Annotated in this window: 25 protein-coding genes and 1 pseudogene; 11 read left to right on the plus strand and 15 right to left on the minus strand. The window is 61.8% G+C overall.

The features are described from left to right. Positions 1-21: 21 nt before the first annotated feature. On the minus strand, positions 22-720 hold the full coding sequence (locus AC0L17_RS08625) for a DUF1013 domain-containing protein (protein ID WP_023797057.1): 699 nt from the start codon (positions 718-720) through the stop codon (positions 22-24). A gap of 413 nt (positions 721-1,133) precedes the next feature. Here AC0L17_RS08625 and AC0L17_RS08630 point away from each other — a divergent pair, with 413 nt between their 5' ends. Continuing rightward, positions 1,134-1,682 (plus strand): LysE family transporter, encoded by a 549-nt coding sequence (locus AC0L17_RS08630; RefSeq protein ID WP_473515494.1) that lies wholly within the window; start codon positions 1,134-1,136, stop codon positions 1,680-1,682. A 144-nt stretch (positions 1,683-1,826) separates the two neighbouring features. On the opposite strand, the gene AC0L17_RS08635 is transcribed toward AC0L17_RS08630, so the two are convergent. From AC0L17_RS08635 to AC0L17_RS08645, 3 genes are all read right to left on the minus strand, one after another. Next, positions 1,827-2,930: a helix-turn-helix transcriptional regulator gene (locus tag AC0L17_RS08635; RefSeq protein WP_473515495.1), complete on the minus strand. Its 1,104-nt coding sequence runs from the start codon at positions 2,928-2,930 to the stop codon at positions 1,827-1,829. 267 nt (positions 2,931-3,197) lie between these two features. After that, positions 3,198-3,338, minus strand: coding sequence for a DUF1127 domain-containing protein (locus AC0L17_RS08640; protein ID WP_023797054.1), 141 nt, complete (start codon positions 3,336-3,338; stop codon positions 3,198-3,200). Positions 3,339-3,469: 131 nt separating this feature from the next. Beyond that, entirely contained in the window at positions 3,470-4,483 is a 1,014-nt protein-coding gene (locus AC0L17_RS08645; RefSeq protein WP_473515496.1) for an NAD(P)H-quinone oxidoreductase, read from the minus strand. 194 nt (positions 4,484-4,677) lie between these two features. Between AC0L17_RS08645 and AC0L17_RS08650 the strand changes: the two genes are divergently transcribed. From AC0L17_RS08650 to AC0L17_RS08660, 3 genes are all read left to right on the plus strand, one after another. After that, positions 4,678-4,872, plus strand: coding sequence for a DUF1192 domain-containing protein (locus AC0L17_RS08650; RefSeq protein WP_091593307.1), 195 nt, complete (start codon positions 4,678-4,680; stop codon positions 4,870-4,872). An 87-nt stretch (positions 4,873-4,959) separates the two neighbouring features. Further along, positions 4,960-6,207 carry an MFS transporter gene (locus AC0L17_RS08655; protein ID WP_027152976.1) on the plus strand — a complete coding sequence of 416 codons (1,248 nt, stop codon included), beginning with the start codon at positions 4,960-4,962 and terminating at the stop codon, positions 6,205-6,207. A gap of 31 nt (positions 6,208-6,238) precedes the next feature. Then, entirely contained in the window at positions 6,239-6,526 is a 288-nt protein-coding gene (locus AC0L17_RS08660) for an ArsR/SmtB family transcription factor (protein WP_027152975.1), read from the plus strand. A gap of 50 nt (positions 6,527-6,576) precedes the next feature. On the opposite strand, the gene AC0L17_RS08665 is transcribed toward AC0L17_RS08660, so the two are convergent. Both AC0L17_RS08665 and AC0L17_RS08670 read right to left on the minus strand, forming a co-directional pair. Next, positions 6,577-7,185 (minus strand): glutathione S-transferase family protein, encoded by a 609-nt coding sequence (locus tag AC0L17_RS08665; protein ID WP_473515497.1) that lies wholly within the window; start codon positions 7,183-7,185, stop codon positions 6,577-6,579. A gap of 92 nt (positions 7,186-7,277) precedes the next feature. Continuing rightward, a pseudogene (locus AC0L17_RS08670) lies at positions 7,278-8,134 on the minus strand (alpha/beta fold hydrolase). A 100-nt stretch (positions 8,135-8,234) separates the two neighbouring features. On the opposite strand from AC0L17_RS08670, the gene AC0L17_RS08675 reads away from it, so the two are divergent. Both AC0L17_RS08675 and AC0L17_RS08680 read left to right on the plus strand, forming a co-directional pair. Continuing rightward, on the plus strand, positions 8,235-8,762 hold the full coding sequence (locus AC0L17_RS08675) for a winged helix-turn-helix transcriptional regulator (protein ID WP_091593309.1): 528 nt from the start codon (positions 8,235-8,237) through the stop codon (positions 8,760-8,762). A 79-nt stretch (positions 8,763-8,841) separates the two neighbouring features. Then, on the plus strand, positions 8,842-9,075 hold the full coding sequence (locus AC0L17_RS08680; RefSeq protein WP_023797044.1) for a hypothetical protein: 234 nt from the start codon (positions 8,842-8,844) through the stop codon (positions 9,073-9,075). 145 nt (positions 9,076-9,220) lie between these two features. Here the strand turns inward: AC0L17_RS08680 and AC0L17_RS08685 are convergent, their stop codons facing one another. The 3 genes from AC0L17_RS08685 to AC0L17_RS08695 all read right to left on the minus strand — a co-directional run bounded on the left by AC0L17_RS08685 (position 9,221) and on the right by AC0L17_RS08695 (position 10,955). Next, positions 9,221-9,622: a hypothetical protein gene (locus tag AC0L17_RS08685; protein ID WP_091593310.1), complete on the minus strand. Its 402-nt coding sequence runs from the start codon at positions 9,620-9,622 to the stop codon at positions 9,221-9,223. Between the two features lie 242 nt (positions 9,623-9,864). Beyond that, positions 9,865-10,047, minus strand: coding sequence for a 50S ribosomal protein L32 (gene rpmF, locus AC0L17_RS08690; RefSeq protein ID WP_006203806.1), 183 nt, complete (start codon positions 10,045-10,047; stop codon positions 9,865-9,867). Between the two features lie 137 nt (positions 10,048-10,184). After that, positions 10,185-10,955 carry a biosynthetic peptidoglycan transglycosylase gene (locus AC0L17_RS08695; RefSeq protein WP_027152969.1) on the minus strand — a complete coding sequence of 257 codons (771 nt, stop codon included), beginning with the start codon at positions 10,953-10,955 and terminating at the stop codon, positions 10,185-10,187. 79 nt (positions 10,956-11,034) lie between these two features. Between AC0L17_RS08695 and AC0L17_RS08700 the strand changes: the two genes are divergently transcribed. Continuing rightward, the gene (locus AC0L17_RS08700; RefSeq protein ID WP_473515498.1) at positions 11,035-11,952 is read left to right on the plus strand and encodes a polyprenyl synthetase family protein; all 918 of its coding nucleotides are present in this window, start codon (positions 11,035-11,037) and stop codon (positions 11,950-11,952) included. Between the two features lie 25 nt (positions 11,953-11,977). On the opposite strand, the gene AC0L17_RS08705 is transcribed toward AC0L17_RS08700, so the two are convergent. The 5 genes from AC0L17_RS08705 to AC0L17_RS08725 form a co-directional block, all read right to left on the minus strand. Next, positions 11,978-12,868 (minus strand): LysR family transcriptional regulator, encoded by an 891-nt coding sequence (locus AC0L17_RS08705; protein WP_473515499.1) that lies wholly within the window; start codon positions 12,866-12,868, stop codon positions 11,978-11,980. A 293-nt stretch (positions 12,869-13,161) separates the two neighbouring features. Beyond that, entirely contained in the window at positions 13,162-13,464 is a 303-nt protein-coding gene (locus AC0L17_RS08710) for a hypothetical protein (protein WP_473515500.1), read from the minus strand. A 74-nt stretch (positions 13,465-13,538) separates the two neighbouring features. Next, the gene (locus tag AC0L17_RS08715) at positions 13,539-14,411 is read right to left on the minus strand and encodes a lytic transglycosylase domain-containing protein (RefSeq protein ID WP_473515501.1); all 873 of its coding nucleotides are present in this window, start codon (positions 14,409-14,411) and stop codon (positions 13,539-13,541) included. A 4-nt stretch (positions 14,412-14,415) separates the two neighbouring features. Continuing rightward, positions 14,416-15,669: a flavodoxin-dependent (E)-4-hydroxy-3-methylbut-2-enyl-diphosphate synthase gene (gene ispG, locus AC0L17_RS08720; protein WP_473515502.1), complete on the minus strand. Its 1,254-nt coding sequence runs from the start codon at positions 15,667-15,669 to the stop codon at positions 14,416-14,418. A gap of 375 nt (positions 15,670-16,044) precedes the next feature. Next, positions 16,045-16,230, minus strand: a complete 186-nt coding sequence (locus AC0L17_RS08725) for a YdcH family protein (RefSeq protein WP_023797036.1) — start codon at positions 16,228-16,230, stop codon at positions 16,045-16,047. A gap of 240 nt (positions 16,231-16,470) precedes the next feature. Between AC0L17_RS08725 and AC0L17_RS08730 the strand changes: the two genes are divergently transcribed. After that, positions 16,471-16,674: a YdcH family protein gene (locus AC0L17_RS08730; protein ID WP_023797035.1), complete on the plus strand. Its 204-nt coding sequence runs from the start codon at positions 16,471-16,473 to the stop codon at positions 16,672-16,674. Positions 16,675-16,707: 33 nt separating this feature from the next. Here the strand turns inward: AC0L17_RS08730 and AC0L17_RS08735 are convergent, their stop codons facing one another. Further along, positions 16,708-17,511 carry an IclR family transcriptional regulator gene (locus tag AC0L17_RS08735; protein WP_473512227.1) on the minus strand — a complete coding sequence of 268 codons (804 nt, stop codon included), beginning with the start codon at positions 17,509-17,511 and terminating at the stop codon, positions 16,708-16,710. A 123-nt stretch (positions 17,512-17,634) separates the two neighbouring features. Here AC0L17_RS08735 and AC0L17_RS08740 point away from each other — a divergent pair, with 123 nt between their 5' ends. The 3 genes from AC0L17_RS08740 (at position 17,635) to AC0L17_RS08750 (ending at position 19,898) form a co-directional block, all read left to right on the plus strand. Beyond that, a complete protein-coding gene (locus AC0L17_RS08740) occupies positions 17,635-18,510 on the plus strand; it encodes a transporter substrate-binding domain-containing protein (RefSeq protein ID WP_091593538.1) in 876 nt (291 codons plus the stop codon). A 70-nt stretch (positions 18,511-18,580) separates the two neighbouring features. Further along, complete coding sequence (locus tag AC0L17_RS08745; protein ID WP_023797032.1) at positions 18,581-19,246, plus strand: amino acid ABC transporter permease; 666 nt, start codon at positions 18,581-18,583, stop codon at positions 19,244-19,246. Position 19,247: 1 nt separating this feature from the next. Next, on the plus strand, positions 19,248-19,898 hold the full coding sequence (locus AC0L17_RS08750; protein WP_077380470.1) for an amino acid ABC transporter permease: 651 nt from the start codon (positions 19,248-19,250) through the stop codon (positions 19,896-19,898). Positions 19,899-19,901: the final 3 nt, after the last annotated feature.

The following is a 19,901-nucleotide window of genomic DNA, read 5'->3' on the forward strand; positions in this document are numbered from 1 at the left end:
AGTGGAGAAGGAAGAGGCGCCTCAGCCCTCCTCGTCGTCCTTGTCCTCGTCCTTCGACTTCAGCGCCGAGAGCTTGGCGAAGACGGCGTTGGCGTCGAGTTCCGCATCCTCGTCCCTTGGCTTCTCCGGCGCCGGCACGAGGCGCTCGGTCAATGCCGCCGGCAGCAGCGTGTCGCCGGCCGGCTGTGCCTGTTCGCGGCCACGCGAGGCGCGGTTGACTTCCATGTCGAGGTCGATCTGCGAGGCGAGCCCCAGCGTCACCGGATCCATCGGCTGCAGGTTGGCTGAGTTCCAGTGCTTTCTGTCGCGGATCTGGTCGATCGTCGACTTGGTGGTGCCGACGAGGCGCGCGATCTGCGCGTCCTTCAACTCGGGATGGTTGCGCACCAGCCAGAGGATGGCGTTGGGCCGGTCCTGGCGCTTCGACAGCGGCGTGTAGCGCGGACCCTTGCGCTTGGATTCCGGCACCCGCACCTTGGGGTCTGACAGCTTCAGCCGATGGTTCGGATCCTTCTCGGCGCGTGCGATCTCGTCGCGGCTCAGCTGGCCGGTCATGATCGGGTCCATGCCCTTGATGCCTTGCGCCGATTCGCCGTCGGCGATCGCCTTGACCTCGAGCGGATGCAGTCCGCAGAACTGCGCGATCTGCTCGAAGGACAGCGCGGTGTTGTCGACCAGCCAGACGGCGGTCGCCTTGGGCATCAGCAGCGTATTGGCCATTGCAAATATCCTTCTCGTTCGCCCGCGTTCCCGCGCGGGCGGTGGTTTTAGAGCCACCAAAATGGGAAAATCGCGGTTTATATAGCCGCTCCGTTGCCGTTCCGCAACGTTTTTGGAAGGTAGTCGCGAGATGGGGGAGATATCGACCCTGTCAAGGCAGCCTTGTCGGCTTCAGCATCGCGCCTTCGATGAGCCGCTCAGCGGCCGCGGCCGCTAGCCCGGCAACAAAACGTCCTTCTGTCGGCATTTGCCGACTGTTAGTGGGAACATGTTTCATCCACATTTCGCTTCGGTAGCGGCGACCTGCTTTGGGAGAGCAAGCCGCCGCCGATGTGGGCTGATCGATGTTGGAAACCGGGCACGCTGTCGCGGCGGGGTTGTTTCCGTTCGCCATTTCCTATGCGCTTCTGGCAATGCTGCCGGGCGCCAATTTTGCTGTCGTCGCGCGGGCCGGGCTAACCGCTTCGCGTACTACAGCGCTTTCGGCAGCCGCCGGCATTGCCTTGGGCGCGAGTTCGCTGGCGATGGTCGTCGCGACGGGCGCCGCCGCGCTGCCGCCGGGGGGCATTGCGCACCAGATAGCCGCCAGCCTTTACGGCGCAATGCTGGTCTTCATCGGCTGGAATTCGATGCGGCGGGCGCTGTCGATCACGATCGGCGCCGACGAGCCGAAGCCGCTTCCCATCGTTCGGTACTTCCGGCTGGGGTTTGTCACGGCGGCGGCAAATCCGGCCACCGCATTGTTTTTTGCATCCTCTGCGCTGAGCTTGAATACGCGCGGGGCAATCCAGATATCCGTGGCAGCGCTGGTTTTTGCCATTGCAATCGCCTGGTTTAGCCTTGTCGGTCTGGCTATTTCCCAGCCAGCCATGCGCGAATTCTATAACCGTTTCCGCAAGCACATGGACATCGTGCTGGGAGGCGCCTTGATAGCGATTGGTTTTGCTGCGCTTAGCCATTGAAGCGGCAAATAGGCGGCCTTTCCACCGATTTAAGCATGTCGCGCAAAAGTGTGCAGCGGTTTTGCGATAACGACATGCATAAAAACAACAACCTTAAGCGCGTCGCATGAGGCCGGTCGAACGCGACGCGCTTTAGGCCGATCGTCATCTGCGATTGAGCGGTTCTGTGCTCTTGAGCAAGGCGACGAGTTGGCTTTGCTGGCTTGTCCCGGTCTTGGCGAAAATCCGTTCGAGATAGGTCCGGCCGGTCTTCACGGTGATCTTCAAGTCGGATGCCGCATCTTTCAAGGGTCGCCCCTGCGAAAGCGCGGCGGCCAGACGTGCCTCGGAGGGCGTCAGGTCGAACAGGCCCGCGAGGAGGGTTGGTGAAGGCACGACGGCACTGGCCCTTACTTCCGTTGCAGCAACCAGGATGTCCGCGCCGGTGAAAATGTCATGAGCGGCGCGGCGCAGCGGCAAAAGATGGATGACCACAGCCGGCCGGCTTTCGTTCGCGGCAACAGGAATGGATCGGACCGCGAAATCGTTGCGGTTCTCGCGAATGGCCTGCTGGAAAAGCGCATTGGCGGAGGCATTGGCGATCGCCATGCCGCCATAGGCGGTTGGCAGAAACGTCTCGGTCATTTCTTCCAGCAGGCTGTTGGCCGTCAGCACGCGTCCCGATGCAGTCATGACCGCGGCTGGCAGCCCGATGGTCTCGAGTGCCGAGACGGTCGCCCTGGCCCGTTCCAATCCCAATCGCGCCGAGACCATGCCGGCACGCGCAAAATGCGGGCGAAGCTGGTCCAGCCGATCGACCGACGCCCGATCGTAGGCGCCATCCTTCATCCACCGTTGAAAGACGAACGTGACGAGCTCGCCACTCGGCATGGCGACTGCCGAACAAACGTGTGCGCCGATACCGGCCGCTCTCAGCTGTATCCGCACCGGATCACGTTCGACCTCTTCAGCTGTCAAGAAATCTTCGACCTGAACGAAGCTTGCCGGCTGCATGCTGCACATAAGCTGTACGGCGTCAGAGAATTTCCAGGTGTCGCTGGCGACAAATTCGTCAAACACGGATCGCAGCGAGTTGCCGTGGACCGGAGAAACGTCACTCAATCTGCCGCGGACCGGAGAATCGCCACTGAACAGGAAGATGGCGCCGGTGGCCGAACCTGAAAGACTGCCGGCAGCTTCGAGCGCATCCCCCCAAAGTTCCGGCACGAAAGCCGCCTCGTAGATCTTGTCCGTCAGATCGTCGAACATGGGCGCAAGCCTGTTTCAGAGTCAGCACGCTACTGGCCCGGATCAGCGCTCCCACCCTCTGACCTAGCCCCGCGCGATCAAAATGCCCACGCTGAAACTGGAGTCAACCGCAGATTGCGGTCGAGTTGTATTCGGATCTGGATAGTGGCCATCATAGCAGCCGCTGCTGTTGCCTCGGACTTCAAAACGACAAAACCCGCCGGACTGGTCCAGCGGGCTCGGAACCGGCGGCGGGAAATCCGCCTGCCTCGGCTCTTGCTTGGCGGATCAAAGCGTCTTGCGGGCGATCCTCTCGATGTCACCACGGTTGATGCCGAGGTCGTTGAGCTCGCGGGCGTTCAAGCGGTTCAGTTCGCGCACGGTTTCATTGTACATGCGCCAGTTACGGAAAGCACGGATCGGGTTCATGGTAGTCCTCCATCGTTTCGATGCCGCTCAAATAGGCACCGTTGATGAAAAGTTGAACAGACGCTTTTGCATGGCGGCAATGCGTTTGTGCATTGCGCAATTAAGGTTTTGTTCAGCTTGCTTGCCGACCGTCAGCCGACATCGAGCACGATCTTGCCGATGTGGTCGCCGTCCTCCATCCGCTCATGCGCCCGCCACGCCTCCCTGAGCGGAAAGATCATGTCCATGACCGGTGCTACCTTGCGGGTGCCGAGCAGCGGCCACACCTGCGCCTCCAGCGCTGCGGCGATCGCCGCCTTGAATTCGACGGTGCGCGGCCGCAGCATCGAGCCGGTGTGGGTGAGCCGCTTGGCCATCATCTTCGAGAAGTCGGTGCTTGCCACCGCCCCGCTCTGCGTGGCGATCTGGACGATGCGGCCTTCCACCGCCGCGGCCTCGTAGTTTCGCGCCACATAGTCGCCGGCGACCATGTCGAGGATGACGTTGGCGCCCTTGCCGCCGGTCGCGTCCTTGACCGCCGCGACGAAGTCCTCCTCGCGGTAGTTGATCGCCCGGTTGGCGCCGAGCTTCAGACAGGCGTCACACTTCTCCTGGCTGCCGGCAGTGGTAATGACATGGGCGCCGAAAGCCGAGGCGAGCTGGATCGCCGTGGTGCCGATCCCGGACGAGCCGCCATGCACGAGCAGCGTCTCGCCGCTCTTCAGGGCGCCGCGTTCGAAGACATTATGCCAGACGGTGAAGTAGTTTTCCGGTACCGCCGCCGCTTCGGTGTGGGTAAAGCCGGCGGGCAGCGGCAGCACGCTGCCGGCATGCACCTTGACGTATTCGGCATAGCCGCCGCCGGGCGTCAGCGCGCAGACCCGGTCGCCGACGCGCCAGCGCGATATCTCGTCGCCAAGAGCGGCAACTTCGCCTGACGCTTCGAGGCCCGGCAGGTCCGACGCACCAGGCGGCGGCGGGTAGACGCCCTTGCGTTGCTGCACATCCGGCCGGTTGATACCGGCGGCGCGCACCCGGATCAGGATTTCGCCAGGTCCGGGCACGGGCACGTCGCGCGTTTCCGGTTTCAGAACCCGCGGTCCGCCGGGTTCCGAGATCGCGATGGCCGTCATCTTCGCCGGAATCTTGTCCTGTCCGCTCGCCATGAATTTTTCCCGTCTCGCTTCGCCAGTTTCTTGCCGACTTGCCGGTTTTATTGCCGACTGTTTGCATCCATGCCCCTGCCCTATGTATGCTCATTGCCAAATCAGGCAAATGGCCACTGCAGCACCGGGCGTGCGATTGGACGCGCCAAGGACGCTGTAGCCGTTTAATTTTGACGCATGAGCGAGGAGCGACGATGGCGATCTTCGACGACGAACCCAAAAAGAAAGCGCGCCCGCATGAGATCGGGCAGGATCTGTCGCTGCTTTCCGTCGATGAACTGTCCGAGCGGATCGGCATCTTGCGCGACGAGATCGCCCGGCTCGAAGCCGAGCTCAAGACCAAGGGCACCACCAAATCAGCGGCCGAGGCGCTGTTTCGCCGCGAATAGTTTCCAGAGCCGAACTGCCCGCCGCCGAAAAGCTCGAATGCGGCTGTCTTCAGATCCTCCCTAGATTCCAGCCGGATCAGCTAAATGATGTTTGCAAGCTACCGACCGATCCTCTCGCTGCTTCGCGGCACCGCTTTCCTGCTGGCGGCAACCGGACTGCACGGGCTGTTATTGCCGTTGCGCGGCCAGTTGGAGGGTTTCTCGACCGCATCGCTCGGCCTGATGGGCACGGCCTGGGCCGGCGGCTTCGTCACCGGCTGCTTCTTTGCGCCGCGCCTGGTGCGCCGCGCCGGTCACGTACGCGCTTTTGGCGCCTTTGCGGCATCGGGGGCCATCGTCGCACTGCTCACCGGCCTGATCATCGACGAATATATCTGGATCCTGTTGCGCGCCTTCACCGGCTTCACCATGGCCGGCGCCTTCATGATCATCGAAAGCTGGCTCAACGAGAAGTCCACCAACGAGAACCGCGGCGCCGTCTTCGGGCTTTACATGATGGTCACCTATGCCTCGATCATGGGCGGCCAGATGATCGTTGCCGGCGGTGACGTGAAGTCGGCCTCGCTGTTCATGATCACCGGTATCCTGTTCTGCCTGTCGCTCATTCCGACCGCAGTGTCGACGGCTTCGCATCCCAAGCCGCTGCAGGACGTCTCGCTCGACGTCAAGGGGCTCTATGTCAATTCGCCGGTGTCGGCGATCGCCTGCGTTCTGATCGGTGTCGCCAACGGCGCCTGGGGCACGCTTGGCGCTGTCTATGGCGCCCGCATCGGCATTTCCACGGCCGAGATCGCGCTGATGATGAGCCTGGTGGTCGTCGCCGGCGCCGCCATGCAGCTTCCGGCCGGGCGTCTCTCCGACAAGACCGACCGCCGCTTTGTGCTGGCGGGCCTGGCATTCGGCGCGGCGCTGTTCGCCCTCGCTCTGTTCCTGTTCGAGCCGCGCTCCGGCGTCTTCGTCATCGTCTGCACCGCCGCCTACGGGGCCTTTGCCTACACGCTCTATTCGATCGCCGTGGCCCATGCCAACGACCACGCCCGGGCGGAGGATTTCGTCAAAGTGTCCGGCGGCCTGCTGCTGCTCTATGGTTTCGGCACGATGATCGGGCCGCTGCTGGCCGCCGGCCTGATGGGCTGGATGCGTCCGGAAAGCCTGTTCCTTGCAACGGCCCTCGCGCATCTTTGCCTGGCAGGCTATACGCTGCTGCGCATCAGCCGGCGCGCACCGGTGCCAATCGAAGACCGCGACGCCTTCAAGACGCAACCGGCTGAGCGCTCGATCACGCCGGAAGCCTTGCGGCTCGATCCGCGCAGAAAGCCTGAAACCAACGGTTGAGATTTGGAAAACTTTGCCTCACAAATAAGGCATGATGTTTTCCGACGCCTTCATGGCGATTGCCGACCCCAACCGGCGCTATCTCTTGGAAGAGCTTCGGCGCGGCCCGAAGACTGTCAACGAACTGGCCGCCGGGTTGCCGGTCTCGCGCCCGGCGGTTTCGCAGCATCTGAAAGTGCTGCTCGACGCCGGGCTGGTCAACGCCAAGCCGGAAGGGACAAGGCGCGTCTATACGGTCAGCAGTGCCGGCTTCCTGAAGCTCAACATCTGGCTCGACCAGTTCTGGGAAGCCGAGCAGCTTGGTTCGCCCGGAAGCTGAGGCGTTGAGCCGCACATCGTCCTATTGAACTGTGTCGGGCATGCATCGGGCTAGGCGTTCCAGCTTGGACGTTTCTGAACGCGGTCGAGCCAATGATGGACATTGACCAGCGAGTCCGGGATGTCGGCTCCGAAGAAGGCGCCAAGCCAGGCTGCGACGGCGGCGGTGATGTCGGCGACGGAGAACTGGTCGCCGGCGATGAACGGACGGCCATCGGCGATCTCGCGGTCAAGCCACGCCCACTTTGCCGGAACGGCTTCGCGCTGGGTTTCGGCGAAAGCCGGGAACTGCACGAGCCGCTCCGCAAACATCGGATCGGAATGCAGGGCAATGCTGCCGATCGTTCCGAAGATCTCGAACTCGGCGCGGCGGTTCCACATCTCGACCTTGCCTTGGCTGACCGCGTCCGAGCCGAACAGTGCCGGCGTTGGATGAAGCGCCTCCAGATAGCGGCAGATGGCGATGCTTTCGGTGATCACCGTGCCGTCATCGAGCGCGAGCACGGGAATCTGGCCGAGTGAGTTGAGCTCAAGGAATTGCGGGGTTTTGTGCTCGCCTTTTGTCAGATCGACATCAACCCGCGGAACGTCGATGCCTTTCTCAGCCATGAAGATACGAACGCGATAAGAATTCGGACCAATGCCGCAGTAGAGTTTCATCATATCCTCCCGATTCTGCTGGTCTTTGGGCTGGGGCGCTCGCGCGCATTCCACCCGCAGGTTGTATGGTGTGTCAAGGTTCGACCCGCTGCTTACCTGGCCTGGCTATGGGCGACGATGGCATCAACGATCGCGGCCCAATCGTCGGGATGCAGTTCGTGGCCGCCGCCTTCAATGCGGACAAGCCTCGCGCCGGCAACTGCATCGGCCAGAGCGGCGCCATGCTCGACCGGAAAGATCGGATCATCGGTGCCGTGGATGACGAGGAGCGGAACCTTCAAGTCGTGCAGGCGACCCTTGCAATCCTCGCTGCCCCGATCCTCGCCGCCCCGATCTTCACCGCTCTTGAGCATAAAATGATTGGTCGCGCTTAGAAAACCGCCGGACCGGTCGTAGTCCTGTTCGACGAAGGCCCTCGTCCGCTTCTCGTCGAAGGGATGCGCGGTGCCGGCGATTGCGTGCGCGTCCTTGACGATGAAGTCGACCACCTGGGCTCGATTAGACCAGTCAACCTTTGCGCCTTCGGCCGAATGCTCCATATAGGCTTCGCTCGTCCCTGGCAGATGCGACGTGTCGATCCCGATTGGCGAAGTGCTGATCGCCGTTAGCGAGATGATCCGCGACGGATATTTCAACGCCACGAGTTGCGCGATCATGCCGCCCATCGACATGCCGACGACATGCGCTTTCGCGATGCCATGATTGTCGAGGACGCGAATGGCGTCGTCCACCATGTCGTCGAAAGTGTAAGGCGGTTCGCCCGGCGCATATTTGGTCGAACGGCCGGTATCGCGATTGTCATAGCGGATCACGAACAGGCCCTTGCCGGCCAGTTTCCGGCAGGCCACCAAAGCATCGAAGCCATCGCGCCCATAATCAGCAGCATCGGCGGATGCGTGGGATCGCCAAACGTCTGCGACACCATTTCGGGTTCCGCTGCCTTGGTCATGGTCGCCGTCTCCTCTCTGCAAAACCGATTGCATTTTGCAATCAGTTGCACGATAATAAAACTGATATGATAATGCAACCAGTTTCTGTCGGAGATTCGCATGAGCATCGATCATCGTTCTGGGTGCCCGATCAACCTGTCGCTTGAAGTGTTCGGCGACCGGTGGAGCCTGATCATCCTCCGCGACATGATTTTCGGCGGCAAACGCCACTTTCGCGACCTGCTCAACGGGTCATTGGAACGCATCGCTTCCAACATCCTCGCCGATCGGCTGAAACGGCTGATGGAACTCGGCATGCTGACCAGGGCCGACGATCCCACCCACAAGCAGAAGGCGATCTACAGCCTGACCGAAATGGCGATAACGCTGGTGCCGATCCTGGCGCATCTCGGCGCCTGGGGTCGCGTCTGGCTGCCGGTCAGCGAGGAGCTCTCGATCCGCGCCGAGCTTCTGGAAAAGGGCGGCCCGCCGATGTGGGAAAAGTTCATGGACGAACTGCGCCACGAACATCTGGGCACGCCTTCCGACACGCCGCCGGATGCCACCGTGCGTGCGACGTTGCAGGCCGGATACGAGGCGGTTGTCGCCCGAAAGGCGGCGGGCGCCGGGTGCGATGCCGGCGCCTGACCAACTTATTTCCCCCATCGCAGGGCGGCTCTGCTATTAAAGCCGTTGAAAGCTATAATTTACGGGATTGGAAAAGCCCTTGGTTGAGAACTCTAAGGATACTGCCCGCGCGCGGGCCGATTTGCGTTTCAAGAAGCAGGAAGAGGCAGCCACGGTTCGTCAGAAGGCGATGGCGGAATATGTCGCCGAGAGCGATGCCCGCCAGATAAAGACCAACAAGCTGAGGGCGCTCCGCCTTGCCAAGGAAGCGGAAGACCTCGCCAATGCGCCGGCTGCTCCGGTGAAGAAGCCGACACGCGCCAAGAAAAAATAGCGGTCCGGCGTGTCGGGCGGGCCTGTCCTGCCGTCGGCAGGTGCTGACAACGAGGCAGCTGCTTCACCGCCTTTTATGCATGTCGTTACAGCAAAACCGCTGCGCACCCTCGTTTAAGCCCGAGGCATGCTTTGCGCGACATGCATTAGCTCATGGTTATGTCGCGGCTGGCTGCTCGCATCGATACTGAGAAGCCGGCCAGGACGTCGACCAGTGCGATGACCATCAAAATGAAGAAAACCGAGTGCGCCGCGCCCTTCACCAGCAGGAACTCGACCAGGAACGCCACGAAGACGAAGGTCGACAACAGGTGGTCCATAATCGAGGCGCTCGTCGTGCGCGTCGATTTCAAGATTTCGACGAAGAAGAGAAGCAGCCCGATCAGCACGATCAGATCGCCGAGCGTCATCGAGAACACTCCGCCCGACATCATGCGGATCGAGAACATTTGGATTGCCCAGGGATCGTCGCCGCCGCCGAATATTCCCAGAAGCCCAAGATTATAGAGGACGAAGGGTACGATCAGCAGCGGGATGGCACCGAACATCAGAAGGCTCCGGTTGGACAGCCTTCTCTAGTATGCGCTCGGCGTTCGCCGTCAAGAATTTTCGCATGCGACCGCGAACACGGACAAAGACCGTGCGAAATAACAGTACCAGCCGGTACGGCTGCATCCGGTACGGCTGCTGGCATCTTTGACAACAATTCGAGGGGCGATCATCTGCGCAAAACGCAGAAAGACCGGCGCGATGGCCGGTCCTTCGATAGTCACAAGCCGTCGAAGCGTTCTCAGCTTTCCTTCGGCTCCAGAACCTGGCGACCGCGATACATGCCGGTCTTCAGGTCGATATGGTGCGGGCGGCGCATCTCGCCGGAATTCTTGTCCTCGACATAGGTCGGGGCCTTCAGCGCATCGGCCGAGCGGCGCATGCCGCGCTTCGACGGGGAGGTTTTTCGTTTCGGTACGGCCATGGATATGCTCCACTACATGGTCAAAATGCCCCGGCTGCCCTCGTGAAAGGGCCGCGTCAGGGCCGGAATCTGAGAAAGTCGGGTGCCTATACACGCCCTGCGCCGTTTTGGCCAGCGCCGCCGCGAATTTTTTTAAGCTATCGCAGACAGCCGACATAGGCGCCGGACCGACCGGCGCGCCGCTCGATCAGCGAGGCCAGCCGTCTCAGCCCCGGCCCGGGCTTCGCCGGGTTGCGGGCGATCGGGTTCGGCAGGGTGACGGCAAGCAGCGCCGCCTGGCGACGCGACAATCGTTTTGCCGAAACCCCGAAATGGTGCTGGGCGGCGGCCTCGATGCCATAGATGCCCGGCCCCCATTCAGCGATATTGAGATAGATTTCCATGATGCGCCGTTTCGACATCACCATGTCGACATAGACAGCCAGCGGCAGCTCGACGACTTTCCGGACCGAGCCCAGCGGCCGCGACCACAGATAGAGGTTCTTGACGCTCTGCATGGTGATGGTCGAGGCGCCGCGCGTCATCTCGCCGGCCAGCGCGTCGTCGACGACGCCCCTCAACTCGCCAAGGTCGATGCCGCGATGGAAACAGAACTGCCCGTCCTCCGACATGATGACCGAATGCGCCAGCGCCGGCGCCACATCGTCGATCGAGACCCAGCGCCGGTCATAGCCGGAAAACGTCGCCAGATCCTTCAGCATCAGTGTCGATACCGGATGCACGAACGGCGGCAGGTACAGAAAGGTCAACACCACCGGCATCAGCGCCAGCACCACGGCGACGGAGATACCGCGCCGGACCCAGTGCCGAGGCCAGCGTTTGAGACCGATGCGATTGCCGCGTTTCGGCCTCACCATGTCCAGCCCTTCGGTTTCGTGATCGACGATCGGTTCCGCCAAGCCGCTCAATCCATGCTGCTCCCTGCCCCCGGCATAATGGCGCTTGGCTTCTTGCGCAACGTCTGAGTGTCGGCTACCCGTCCCCGGCATGGTGAAAGACGATCAAATACCGTTCGAGGCAGCGCTTCTCGCACGCACAGGGCCGATCGAGGCGCTGCTCAGGCGGCTGCTCGGCGACCGCCCGCTTTCAGGCGAGATCGCGCGGCCGCAGCGTCTGATGGAGGCGATGCGCCACGGCGTGCTGAACGGCGGCAAGCGCCTGCGCCCTTTCCTGGTCATGGAAAGCGCCGCGCTGTTTTCCGCCGACGGCGAGGCGGCGCTGCGCGTGGCGGCGGCGCTCGAATGCGTGCATTGCTATTCGCTGATCCATGACGATCTGCCGGCCATGGACGACGACGATCTGCGCCGAGGCCAGCCGACCGTTCACAAGGCCTTCGACGAGGCGACCGCCATCCTCGCCGGCGACGCCTTGCTGGCGCTCGCCTTCGACATCATTGCCGACGAAGCGACAATGCTGCCGGCCGAACGGCGGGCGGCGCTGGTGCTGGCGCTGGCCCGCGCCGCCGGAGCCGGCGGCATGGTCGGCGGCCAGATGCTCGATCTCGAAGCCGAGCGTATCCGGCCGGAGGAAGCCGGCATCATCCGGCTTCAGGCGATGAAGACCGGCGCGCTGATCCGCTTCGCCTGCGAGGCGGGCGCAATTGTTGCCGGCGCGCCGACGGCCGACCGTGAAAGACTGGCGGAATTCGGCTCGGCGATCGGGCTTGCCTTTCAACTTGCCGACGACCTGCTCGATCTGACGGCGGATGCGCGCCAGATGGGCAAGGCGACAGGCAAGGATGCAGCCGCCGGCAAGGCGACGCTGGTGGCGCTGCACGGCGCCAACTGGGCGCGGGACCAGCTTCAAGGCCTCGTCGACCAGGCCCACGCCTTGCTTTGTCCCTATGGCGAAGACGCCGTGCTTCTGAAGCAGGCAGCGGAATTCGTAGCGGCCCGCAACAGCTGACGCTGTTCCAAGCTGTACTCCCGTACTATGGCGCACCGTGCAGCCAAGGAGGGTTGGCGAACTGTTCGGCCAGGAAATCCACGAACACGCGCACGCGCGGCGACAGAATTCGGCCAGGCGGATAGACAGCGCAGATTGGCGCTCCGTCAGGATGATTGTATCCGGTGAGCAGCGCGGTCAGTCTGCCTGCCTCGATATCCGGCCCGACCAATATCTCCGACATGCGGATGATGCCTATACCGGCGAGCGCCAGCCGGCGTAGCGCTTCGGTGCTGTTGGCCTCTATCGGGCTGCGGATACGCATGCTTTGCAGACCGTCCGGGCCATCGAACTCCCAGATATTGAGACCGCCGCGTGCTGTGACGCCAAGACAGATATGACCTTGAAGGTCGTCTGGCGTTGTCGGCATGCCATGTCTTTCGAGATATCGAGGTGATGCGCAAATGACACGGCGATTGGGCGCCAGCCGCCGCACCACCAGCCTCGAATCGCTGTGTGCGGCAACGCGCACGGCGACGTCCGTCGCCTCAGCCAACAGGTCGACAATCGCATCTGTGAACATCAGCTCGAGCTCGATGGCCGGGTAGCGATCGATGAAGGCCGGCAACATCGGCACGATCAAGCGATGGCCGAAGGCGCTCGGAAGACTGACGCGCAGCCGGCCGCGCGGTTCTGCTCCGGGTTGAACCGCGATTTCAGCCTCTTTGATGTCGTTCAGGATGCGGCGTGCGCTCTCGGCATAGGTGCTGCCTTCCGCCGTCAAGCTGATGCGCCGCGTCGAGCGCTGCAGCAAGCGCACGCCAAGGCGGGACTCAAGCCGACCGATGATTTTGCTGACGGCCGAAGGTGTCATCCGCAGCCGGCGTGCCGCTGCCGAGAAGTCGCCTTCCTCGACAACTGCCAGGTACACACCCATCGTCTCTTGCCGGTCGATGATATCTATTCCAATTCGTCACAGATGAACGAAAACTATCACCGATTATCAGCAGATGCGAACCATAATATGTTTTCCTCTTCAGCATGCGAAATGCTGGCGAGGAGGTGCCATGAGTTCAGAACACGTAAACCTGCCAGATGCTCACGACGTGCATCGGTGGGCACGTCGTCAGCGCAGCGCCGCAATTGGGCGGTGGTGTCTTTGGCTTATCCGTACGCTCAATCGGTCACGTCAAGGAATGGGAAAACGCTCAAGGCGAAGCAACGTCCGGGCTAGCGCAGCCGGCCGATCGGAATGATTTCTGGCGATGTTGGAGCGTATGGCTCGCCACGCCAGTTGCCGAGCCATTCTTCGACGACCAGCCCGGCCCGATCCAGCATCGGCGCAAGGCTTTCCTTTGTCGGGAAGGCGATTTTCGATTCGGCGCTGAGCACGCGTCCGCTGCCGGGCATTTCGTAATGGGTCGAGTAAGTGACGACACCGGTAGCGGAATCGTGGCGGAAATCGTTCGAAATCCACGCCGCCTTCGTTCTCGATATCGTAGAACTGGACGAGGTCGGGATCGCTATAGACACGATCGGTCATGGCGAGCCTATAGCTGAAGCCGTGGACCGGCAGCATTCGTGGAATAAAAGCGCAGCTTCACCCATCACCGATTCCGCACCACAATGCATGCACCGCCGACGCTTTGCAGTTTCCGGCAGATGTTGTCGGCCTTGGCTTTGGAGTCGGCGCCGATGCGGACTGCATAGATGCCGCGCCTGCCGATCGGCGAGCGCACCCGGCTGACCACCGGATCATGGCCCTTGAGCAAGGCCGGAAACCGGCGCTTCACGCCAGTCCATTGATTGAGCGCCGCGGCGCGGCGGAAATTGCCGGCCACCTGCACGCCCCACGGCTTGACGTTGATCGACGCCATGGCCACGGTTTGGGACTTGATGACCGGCAGCCTGCGGCAGGCGACCGCGAAGCTCGCTTTCTTGTCGAGCGGCTGGATGCTGCCGGCATAGGCGGTGTCGGTGAACCTGTCGGCCGGCTCGCCCATGATGTCCAGAACGTAGTTTTCGGTCTCCATCGGCAGGAATCCGCCGGAACTCAGCCAGCGCGACACCCGGCTTTCGCCGGCATTGTAGGCGGCGGCGGCCAGGCCCAGATTGCCGAAGCCGGTTTTCATCTCGGCGAGATATTTTGCCGAGGCCGGGATGGCCTGCTCGATATCGAAGGAATTGGCGAGGCCGCGTATCTTGGCGGTGCCCGGCATGAACTGGGCTATGCCTTCGGCACCGACCGGACTGACCGCATTGGGATCGAAGCGGCTTTCCTTCCAGATCAGCCGGGCAAAGAAATCCTTGGGCAGGCCGTTTTGATCGGCATGCGCCTCGATCAGATTGCAAACCCGGTCGAGCAGCCGCTGCTTGGCGGGACGCGGCGGATCGGCGTGGACGGCTGTCGCCCAGCCCAGCCCACCAAGCAAAACCAATCCACCAAGCAAAATCGGCGTCGCCCAGGGGAAGCGCCGCATCGACCTACTCCGCCGCAGCCTTGCCAGGTTGCCCAAACCGCTGCTCGATATAGTCGGCGACCATTTTCTCGAAGTCGGCGGCGATCGAAGGGCCGCGCAGCGTCGCCGCCTTCCTGCCGTCGACGAATACCGGCGCCGTCGGCGTCTCGCCGGTGCCGGGCAGCGAAATGCCGATATCGGCATGCTTGGATTCACCCGGACCGTTCACGATGCAGCCCATCACCGCGACTTTGAGGTTTTCGACGCCGGGATATTTTTCACGCCACACCGGCATGTTCTTGCGCAGATCCGCCTGGATGTCCTGCGCGAGTTCTTGGAACACGGTAGAGGTGGTGCGGCCGCAACCGGGGCAGGCGGCGACGATCGGTACGAACTGCCGGAACCCCATGGTCTGCAGGAGTTCCTGCGACACTTGCACCTCGCGGGTGCGGTCGCCGTTCGGCTCCGGCGTCAGCGAGATGCGGATCGTGTCGCCAATGCCTTGCTGGAGAAGAATGCCCATTGCCGCGGATGAGGCGACGATGCCTTTCGAACCCATGCCGGCCTCTGTGAGGCCGAGATGCAGCGCGTGGTTGGAGCGGGTGGCAAGCTCGGTGTAGACCGCAATCAGATCCTGCACGCCGCTGACCTTGGCCGACAGGATGATCTTCTCGCGGCCAAGGCCGATCTCCTCGGCCATGTCGGCCGAAAGGATCGCCGACTGCACGATCGCCTCGCGCGTTACCTCCTGCGCGGTCAGCGGAAAGCCCTGGCGCTGGTTGTCGTCCATCAGCCTGGTCAAAAGCTCCTGGTCGAGCGACCCCCAATTGACGCCGATGCGCACCGGCTTGTCGTACCGGATCGCCATCTCGACGATCGCCGCGAACTGCCGGTCCTTCTTGTCCTTGAAGCCGACATTGCCAGGATTGATGCGGTATTTGGCCAGCGCCTCGGCGCAAGCCGGGTGGTCGGCGAGCAGCTTGTGGCCGATATAGTGGAAATCGCCGACCAGCGGCACATTGATGCCGAGCCGTTCGAGCCGCTCGCGGATGGCGGGCACGGCGGCGGCACTCTCGTCGCGGTCGACGGTGATGCGCACGATCTCGGAGCCAGCGCGATGCAGCGCGGCAACTTGAGCGACTGTCTGGTCGACATCGGCAGTGTCGGTGTTGGTCATCGACTGAACGACGACAGGGGCGCCTCCGCCGACCATCACGCCGCCGACGTCGACACCGACAGACGTGCGGCGCGAGAAGGGTGAAGAAAAATATCCGGTCATGGCCGGCTGCCCTTTGTTAGCGCCGAATTCCGGAATCGGTTTCCGGAAACAATCTGCGCAAAAATCAAAATACAGCGTCCATTGCGCGTCCGAAAGGAGGCGCGGCGCTATAGAAGGTCCCGGCATGAGGTGGAGGAGCAAAGATGGCTTGTCAATGGCGACAGGCAGGCAAACCTGTCAAATCGAACCGCCGGACAAACAGAAAAACGCTCCGGCGGCATTGGTTGCCACCGGAGAAGATGGTCGGGCAAAACGCGCACTGTCCCCGCATGACCCCGAAACCGAAAGGATTTTCGGAAAGGATCATGCGCCAAAATCAGAAGCACGACAGCGCCCTTTGCGCGTCCAAAGGACGCGCAGCGCCGTAGATGAGCGTCAGTGCGTGGTGGGTTTCGGTTTCGCCTTCAATTTCTCAATCTCGTCCTTGAGCGCCAGCTTGCGCCGCTTGAGATTCACGATTTCGAGGTCGTCGACCGATGGATGGTTCATCGCATCATCGATTTCGCGTTCGATGTCGCCGTGTTTCCGCTGCAGCTCATCAAGATGGGATGCAAGAGACATGATTGGTTCTCCCTTTCATGGTTTCCTCGATTGCAGCCGTCAAGGCGCGTCCCACCGCAATTTCGCTTCTGTGACGGCATAATGACAGTGTGCCACTATCGGGCACCGATGTCGAATGCTCCGTGGTAGCATTCCACGACAATACGAAATGTGGTATTGGCTGCGCGCCGGTGCAAGATACCTCCGGCCTCGCCCAATCAGGCCCATTTTTGGGCGCCGCAGACGTGCAGACGGTAAATAATGTCCGAACAGGAACAGGCCGATATCCGCCTCGAATATTCTCGGCTGAAGCAAGAACACGCCGATTTCGACGCGGCGATCAACGCGATGATCGCCATGGGCTGCGACCCTCTGCAGATCCAGCGCATGAAGAAGAAAAAGCTCTTCCTGAAAGATCGGCTGATGGCGCTGGAAGACCGGATCATCCCCGACATCATCGCGTGAGCGAATCCCACTTGCGGTCGCGACAAATCCTGCTCATCCCGTGATCGAAAGCCTCGCGGCGCGTTCGCGTAGCAGGGCGATGAGATCGCCGGTCTTTTCCTCGGAAGTGTCGATGGGAACCACCAGGCATATCGTCGCCTCGACCTTGCCGGCAGCTGAAAAGACCGGCGCGGCAAGGCACTTTGTATAGGCGTCGACAAGACCGGAGGTCACACAGTAGCCGGTAGCCCCGGCCGTAGCGATATCTTCTATGAAGTCGTCCAGCAGCAATCTGCGGCCATCCGGCAGGACGAGATCGTCTTCGGACACCATGTCTTCGATCACCGCCCGTTCGAAACCGGCGAGAAGCAACCGCCCGGAAGCGGTCCAGGGAAGCGGTATCTGCAGACCCGTGGCCGAACTGATCCGGAACGGCCTGGTGCCCGGGCTTGAATGGACAATCGTGTAGCGGCCGTTTTGCAGCATGCACAATTCGGAGGTCTCGCCTGTCTCGCGCGAAAGATTGTCGACTTCCTGACGCCCTCTCCTGAGCAGGTCGTTGCCGCGCACATAGTCCATTCCGTAGAGATAAAGCTTCTTCCCGAAATAGACGCGATTGCCGTCGCCGGCCATTTCCAGCAGGCCCGCATCCACGAGCGAGCGCACAAGCGTGTAGATCGTCGAGCGCGGCGCATTCACTCCCTTGGCGAGATCGCCAATCCCGATCGCTCGCTGGTTCGCATGGAGAAACTCCAGGATATGGAGCACGCGGTTGAGACCCTTCTCGCGGGAGCCCGCAATCCTGTCTTCGTCCGGACCAGCGTCCGGCCGAACTGCCAAGCCATTGCCATCTTGCATTGCTGATTCCTGGTGTTAGTATCTGTCTCGTACAGGATACATGTGTCTTTTGTAAGAGACAATCTAGCAGATTACCGATGCATGTATCGGCAAAGGGGAACACAACACGAAAAGGAGGTCGCCGTGAACGACACATCCAAAAGACGTGATTTTCTGAAACTGGCCGGGCTTGCAACGGCCGGAGTGGTGGGCGCAGCGACAACAGTCGATGTTCAGAAGGCGGCGGCGCAGGCGGCACCGGACAGCCTGCTGCGCACCGTTCTCGATCGCGGCAAGGTGATCGTCGGCACCGGCAGCACCAACGCGCCCTGGCACTTTGAAAACGATGCCGGCGAACTGGTCGGCATGGACATCACCATGGGGCGCATTCTTGCCAAGGGACTTTTCGACGATACGACCAAGGTCGAGTTCGTCATGCAGGATCCGGCCCAGCGCATTCCGAACGTGACCACCAACAAGGTCGACATTTCGATCCAGTTCATGACCATGACCGCCCAGCGCTCGCAGCTGATCCACTTCTCCCGGCCCTATTACGTCGAAGGCATCGCCTTGCTGACCCTTCCGAACGCCGAAAACAAGACCTTCGACAAGCTGCTTGCCGGCGGTTCGGCGACGCGGGTTTCCATCCTGCAGAATGTCGATGCCGAGGCAAATGTGCACATCGTCCTGCCGGAGTCGCAGGTGATGCAGATAGACACGCAGGCCAACGTGCTGCAGGCACTGGAATCGAAACGCGTCGACGCCGCCGCCGTCGATCTGTCGACGGTTCGCTGGCTCGCCTCGCGTAATCCGGACAAATACTTCGATGCCGGCAAGAGCTGGTTCTCGATGCTTTACGGCGCCGCACTTCGGCAAGGCGACCTCGACTGGCTGACCTTCGTCAACACGACCTTCACCACCGCCATGTTCGGCCATGAGACGGCGCTCTACGACGCTGCATTCAAGGACTATTTTGGACAGGAGCCGCCGGCGCGCCATCCTGGCTTCCCGGTCATCTGATGCAAGCAGGCGGAAGGGCTTGCGCCCTTCCGCGGCTTATCGTCGACAGCCCTCGATATCACAGGGACACATGGGCTATACCCTGAACTTCAACCTGATCTGGCGGCATTTCGACAAGCTTTGGGGCGGGCTGCTGCTCAGCCTCGAGCTGGCCGTGATCTCCATCGCGATCGGCATCCTCATCGGACTGCTTCTGGCGGTCTGGTACGTGTCGGCCGGGCGTGCGGTGCGGACCGTCATCGCCGCCTATGTCGAGTTCATCCGCAACGTGCCGCTGATCCTGCTCGTCTATCTCGTCTTCTACGGCCTGCCGACGGTGGTCGACATTGCCTATAGCGCGCAGACCTCGTTCATTGCCACGCTGTCGCTCTATAGCGGCGCCTATCTGGTCGAGGTGTTCCGCTCGGGGCTCGAAGCGGTTCCGCGCGGACAGCTCGACGCCGGCAAGGCGATCGGCCTGACGCCATGGCAAAGGCTGGTCCATGTGCGCCTGCCGACAATGCTGCGCATAACGCTGCCCGCGCTTTCCAACACGTTCCTGTCGCTGTTCAAGGACACGTCCGTTGCGTCGGTCATTTCGGTGCCCGAACTCACCTACGGCGCCCAGTGGATCAACTTCAACACCTTCCGCATTGTCGAGGTCTACCTTGTGGTGACGGCGATGTATCTCTTGACCGGCTACGCGCTTCTTTTTGCACTTCGGCTTGTCGAGCGCCGGTTCAGGGCGGCGCACTAGGATGCTTGGCCAGATCGCCTATGCCTTGCCCTTCCTGGCCCAGGGTTTTGCCGTGACGCTATGGGTGTCGCTGCTGGTCGTGGTGTTGTCGCTCGTCGCCGGCGTGATGATGGGCGTCGGCCTTGTCTATGGCCCGGCTCCGCTGCGCTGGGCAGTGCGCATTTTCAGCGATACCATTCGCGGCATTCCGATCCTGGTGCTCATCTTCTTCGTCTATTACGGCCTGCCTGCCGTCGGCCTCCATCTGGAATCCTTCTGGGCAGCCGTGCTGGCGCTCACCCTGTTCAAGACGGCGCAGGTCATCGAGTATCTGCGCGGTGCGGTCGGTTCCATACCGAAGGGGCAGTCCGAAGCGGCGATGGCGATCGGGCTGACCTTTCGCCAGCGACTGGCCTACGTCATCTTCCCGCAAGCGTTCAGGCGTTTCCTGCCGCCATGGATCAATGGCGTCACCGATGCGGTGAAGGGCAGCGCGCTGGTCTCGCTGCTCGGCATCACCGACCTGATGCATGCCATCAACCAGGTCATCGGCCGCACCTACGAAGCGATGCCGCTCTACATCCTCGGCGCGGTCATCTACTTCGCCGTCAATTACGCGCTCTCCCTGGCCAGCCGACGGTTGGAGCGGCGTTTCTCCTTCATCCGGGAATAGCAA

Source organism: Mesorhizobium sp. WSM4829, assembly GCF_055811475.1.

Coding starts and splice junctions, on each gene's coding strand:
- AC0L17_RS08625 (WP_023797057.1), bottom strand. CDS start 720: ATGGCCAATACGCTGCTGATGCCCAAGGCGACCGCCGTCTGGCTGGTC.
- AC0L17_RS08630 (WP_473515494.1), top strand. CDS start 1,134: ATGCTGCCGGGCGCCAATTTTGCTGTCGTCGCGCGGGCCGGGCTAACC.
- AC0L17_RS08635 (WP_473515495.1), bottom strand. CDS start 2,930: ATGTTCGACGATCTGACGGACAAGATCTACGAGGCGGCTTTCGTGCCG.
- AC0L17_RS08640 (WP_023797054.1), bottom strand. CDS start 3,338: ATGAACCCGATCCGTGCTTTCCGTAACTGGCGCATGTACAATGAAACC.
- AC0L17_RS08645 (WP_473515496.1), bottom strand. CDS start 4,483: ATGGCGAGCGGACAGGACAAGATTCCGGCGAAGATGACGGCCATCGCG.
- AC0L17_RS08650 (WP_091593307.1), top strand. CDS start 4,678: ATGGCGATCTTCGACGACGAACCCAAAAAGAAAGCGCGCCCGCATGAG.
- AC0L17_RS08655 (WP_027152976.1), top strand. CDS start 4,960: ATGTTTGCAAGCTACCGACCGATCCTCTCGCTGCTTCGCGGCACCGCT.
- AC0L17_RS08660 (WP_027152975.1), top strand. CDS start 6,239: ATGATGTTTTCCGACGCCTTCATGGCGATTGCCGACCCCAACCGGCGC.
- AC0L17_RS08665 (WP_473515497.1), bottom strand. CDS start 7,185: ATGAAACTCTACTGCGGCATTGGTCCGAATTCTTATCGCGTTCGTATC.
- AC0L17_RS08675 (WP_091593309.1), top strand. CDS start 8,235: ATGAGCATCGATCATCGTTCTGGGTGCCCGATCAACCTGTCGCTTGAA.
- AC0L17_RS08685 (WP_091593310.1), bottom strand. CDS start 9,622: ATGTTCGGTGCCATCCCGCTGCTGATCGTACCCTTCGTCCTCTATAAT.
- rpmF (WP_006203806.1), bottom strand. CDS start 10,047: ATGGCCGTACCGAAACGAAAAACCTCCCCGTCGAAGCGCGGCATGCGC.
- AC0L17_RS08700 (WP_473515498.1), top strand. CDS start 11,035: ATGGTGAAAGACGATCAAATACCGTTCGAGGCAGCGCTTCTCGCACGC.
- AC0L17_RS08705 (WP_473515499.1), bottom strand. CDS start 12,868: ATGGGTGTGTACCTGGCAGTTGTCGAGGAAGGCGACTTCTCGGCAGCG.
- AC0L17_RS08715 (WP_473515501.1), bottom strand. CDS start 14,411: ATGCGGCGCTTCCCCTGGGCGACGCCGATTTTGCTTGGTGGATTGGTT.
- ispG (WP_473515502.1), bottom strand. CDS start 15,669: ATGACCGGATATTTTTCTTCACCCTTCTCGCGCCGCACGTCTGTCGGT.
- AC0L17_RS08725 (WP_023797036.1), bottom strand. CDS start 16,230: ATGTCTCTTGCATCCCATCTTGATGAGCTGCAGCGGAAACACGGCGAC.
- AC0L17_RS08730 (WP_023797035.1), top strand. CDS start 16,471: ATGTCCGAACAGGAACAGGCCGATATCCGCCTCGAATATTCTCGGCTG.
- AC0L17_RS08735 (WP_473512227.1), bottom strand. CDS start 17,511: ATGCAAGATGGCAATGGCTTGGCAGTTCGGCCGGACGCTGGTCCGGAC.
- AC0L17_RS08745 (WP_023797032.1), top strand. CDS start 18,581: ATGGGCTATACCCTGAACTTCAACCTGATCTGGCGGCATTTCGACAAG.
- AC0L17_RS08750 (WP_077380470.1), top strand. CDS start 19,248: ATGCTTGGCCAGATCGCCTATGCCTTGCCCTTCCTGGCCCAGGGTTTT.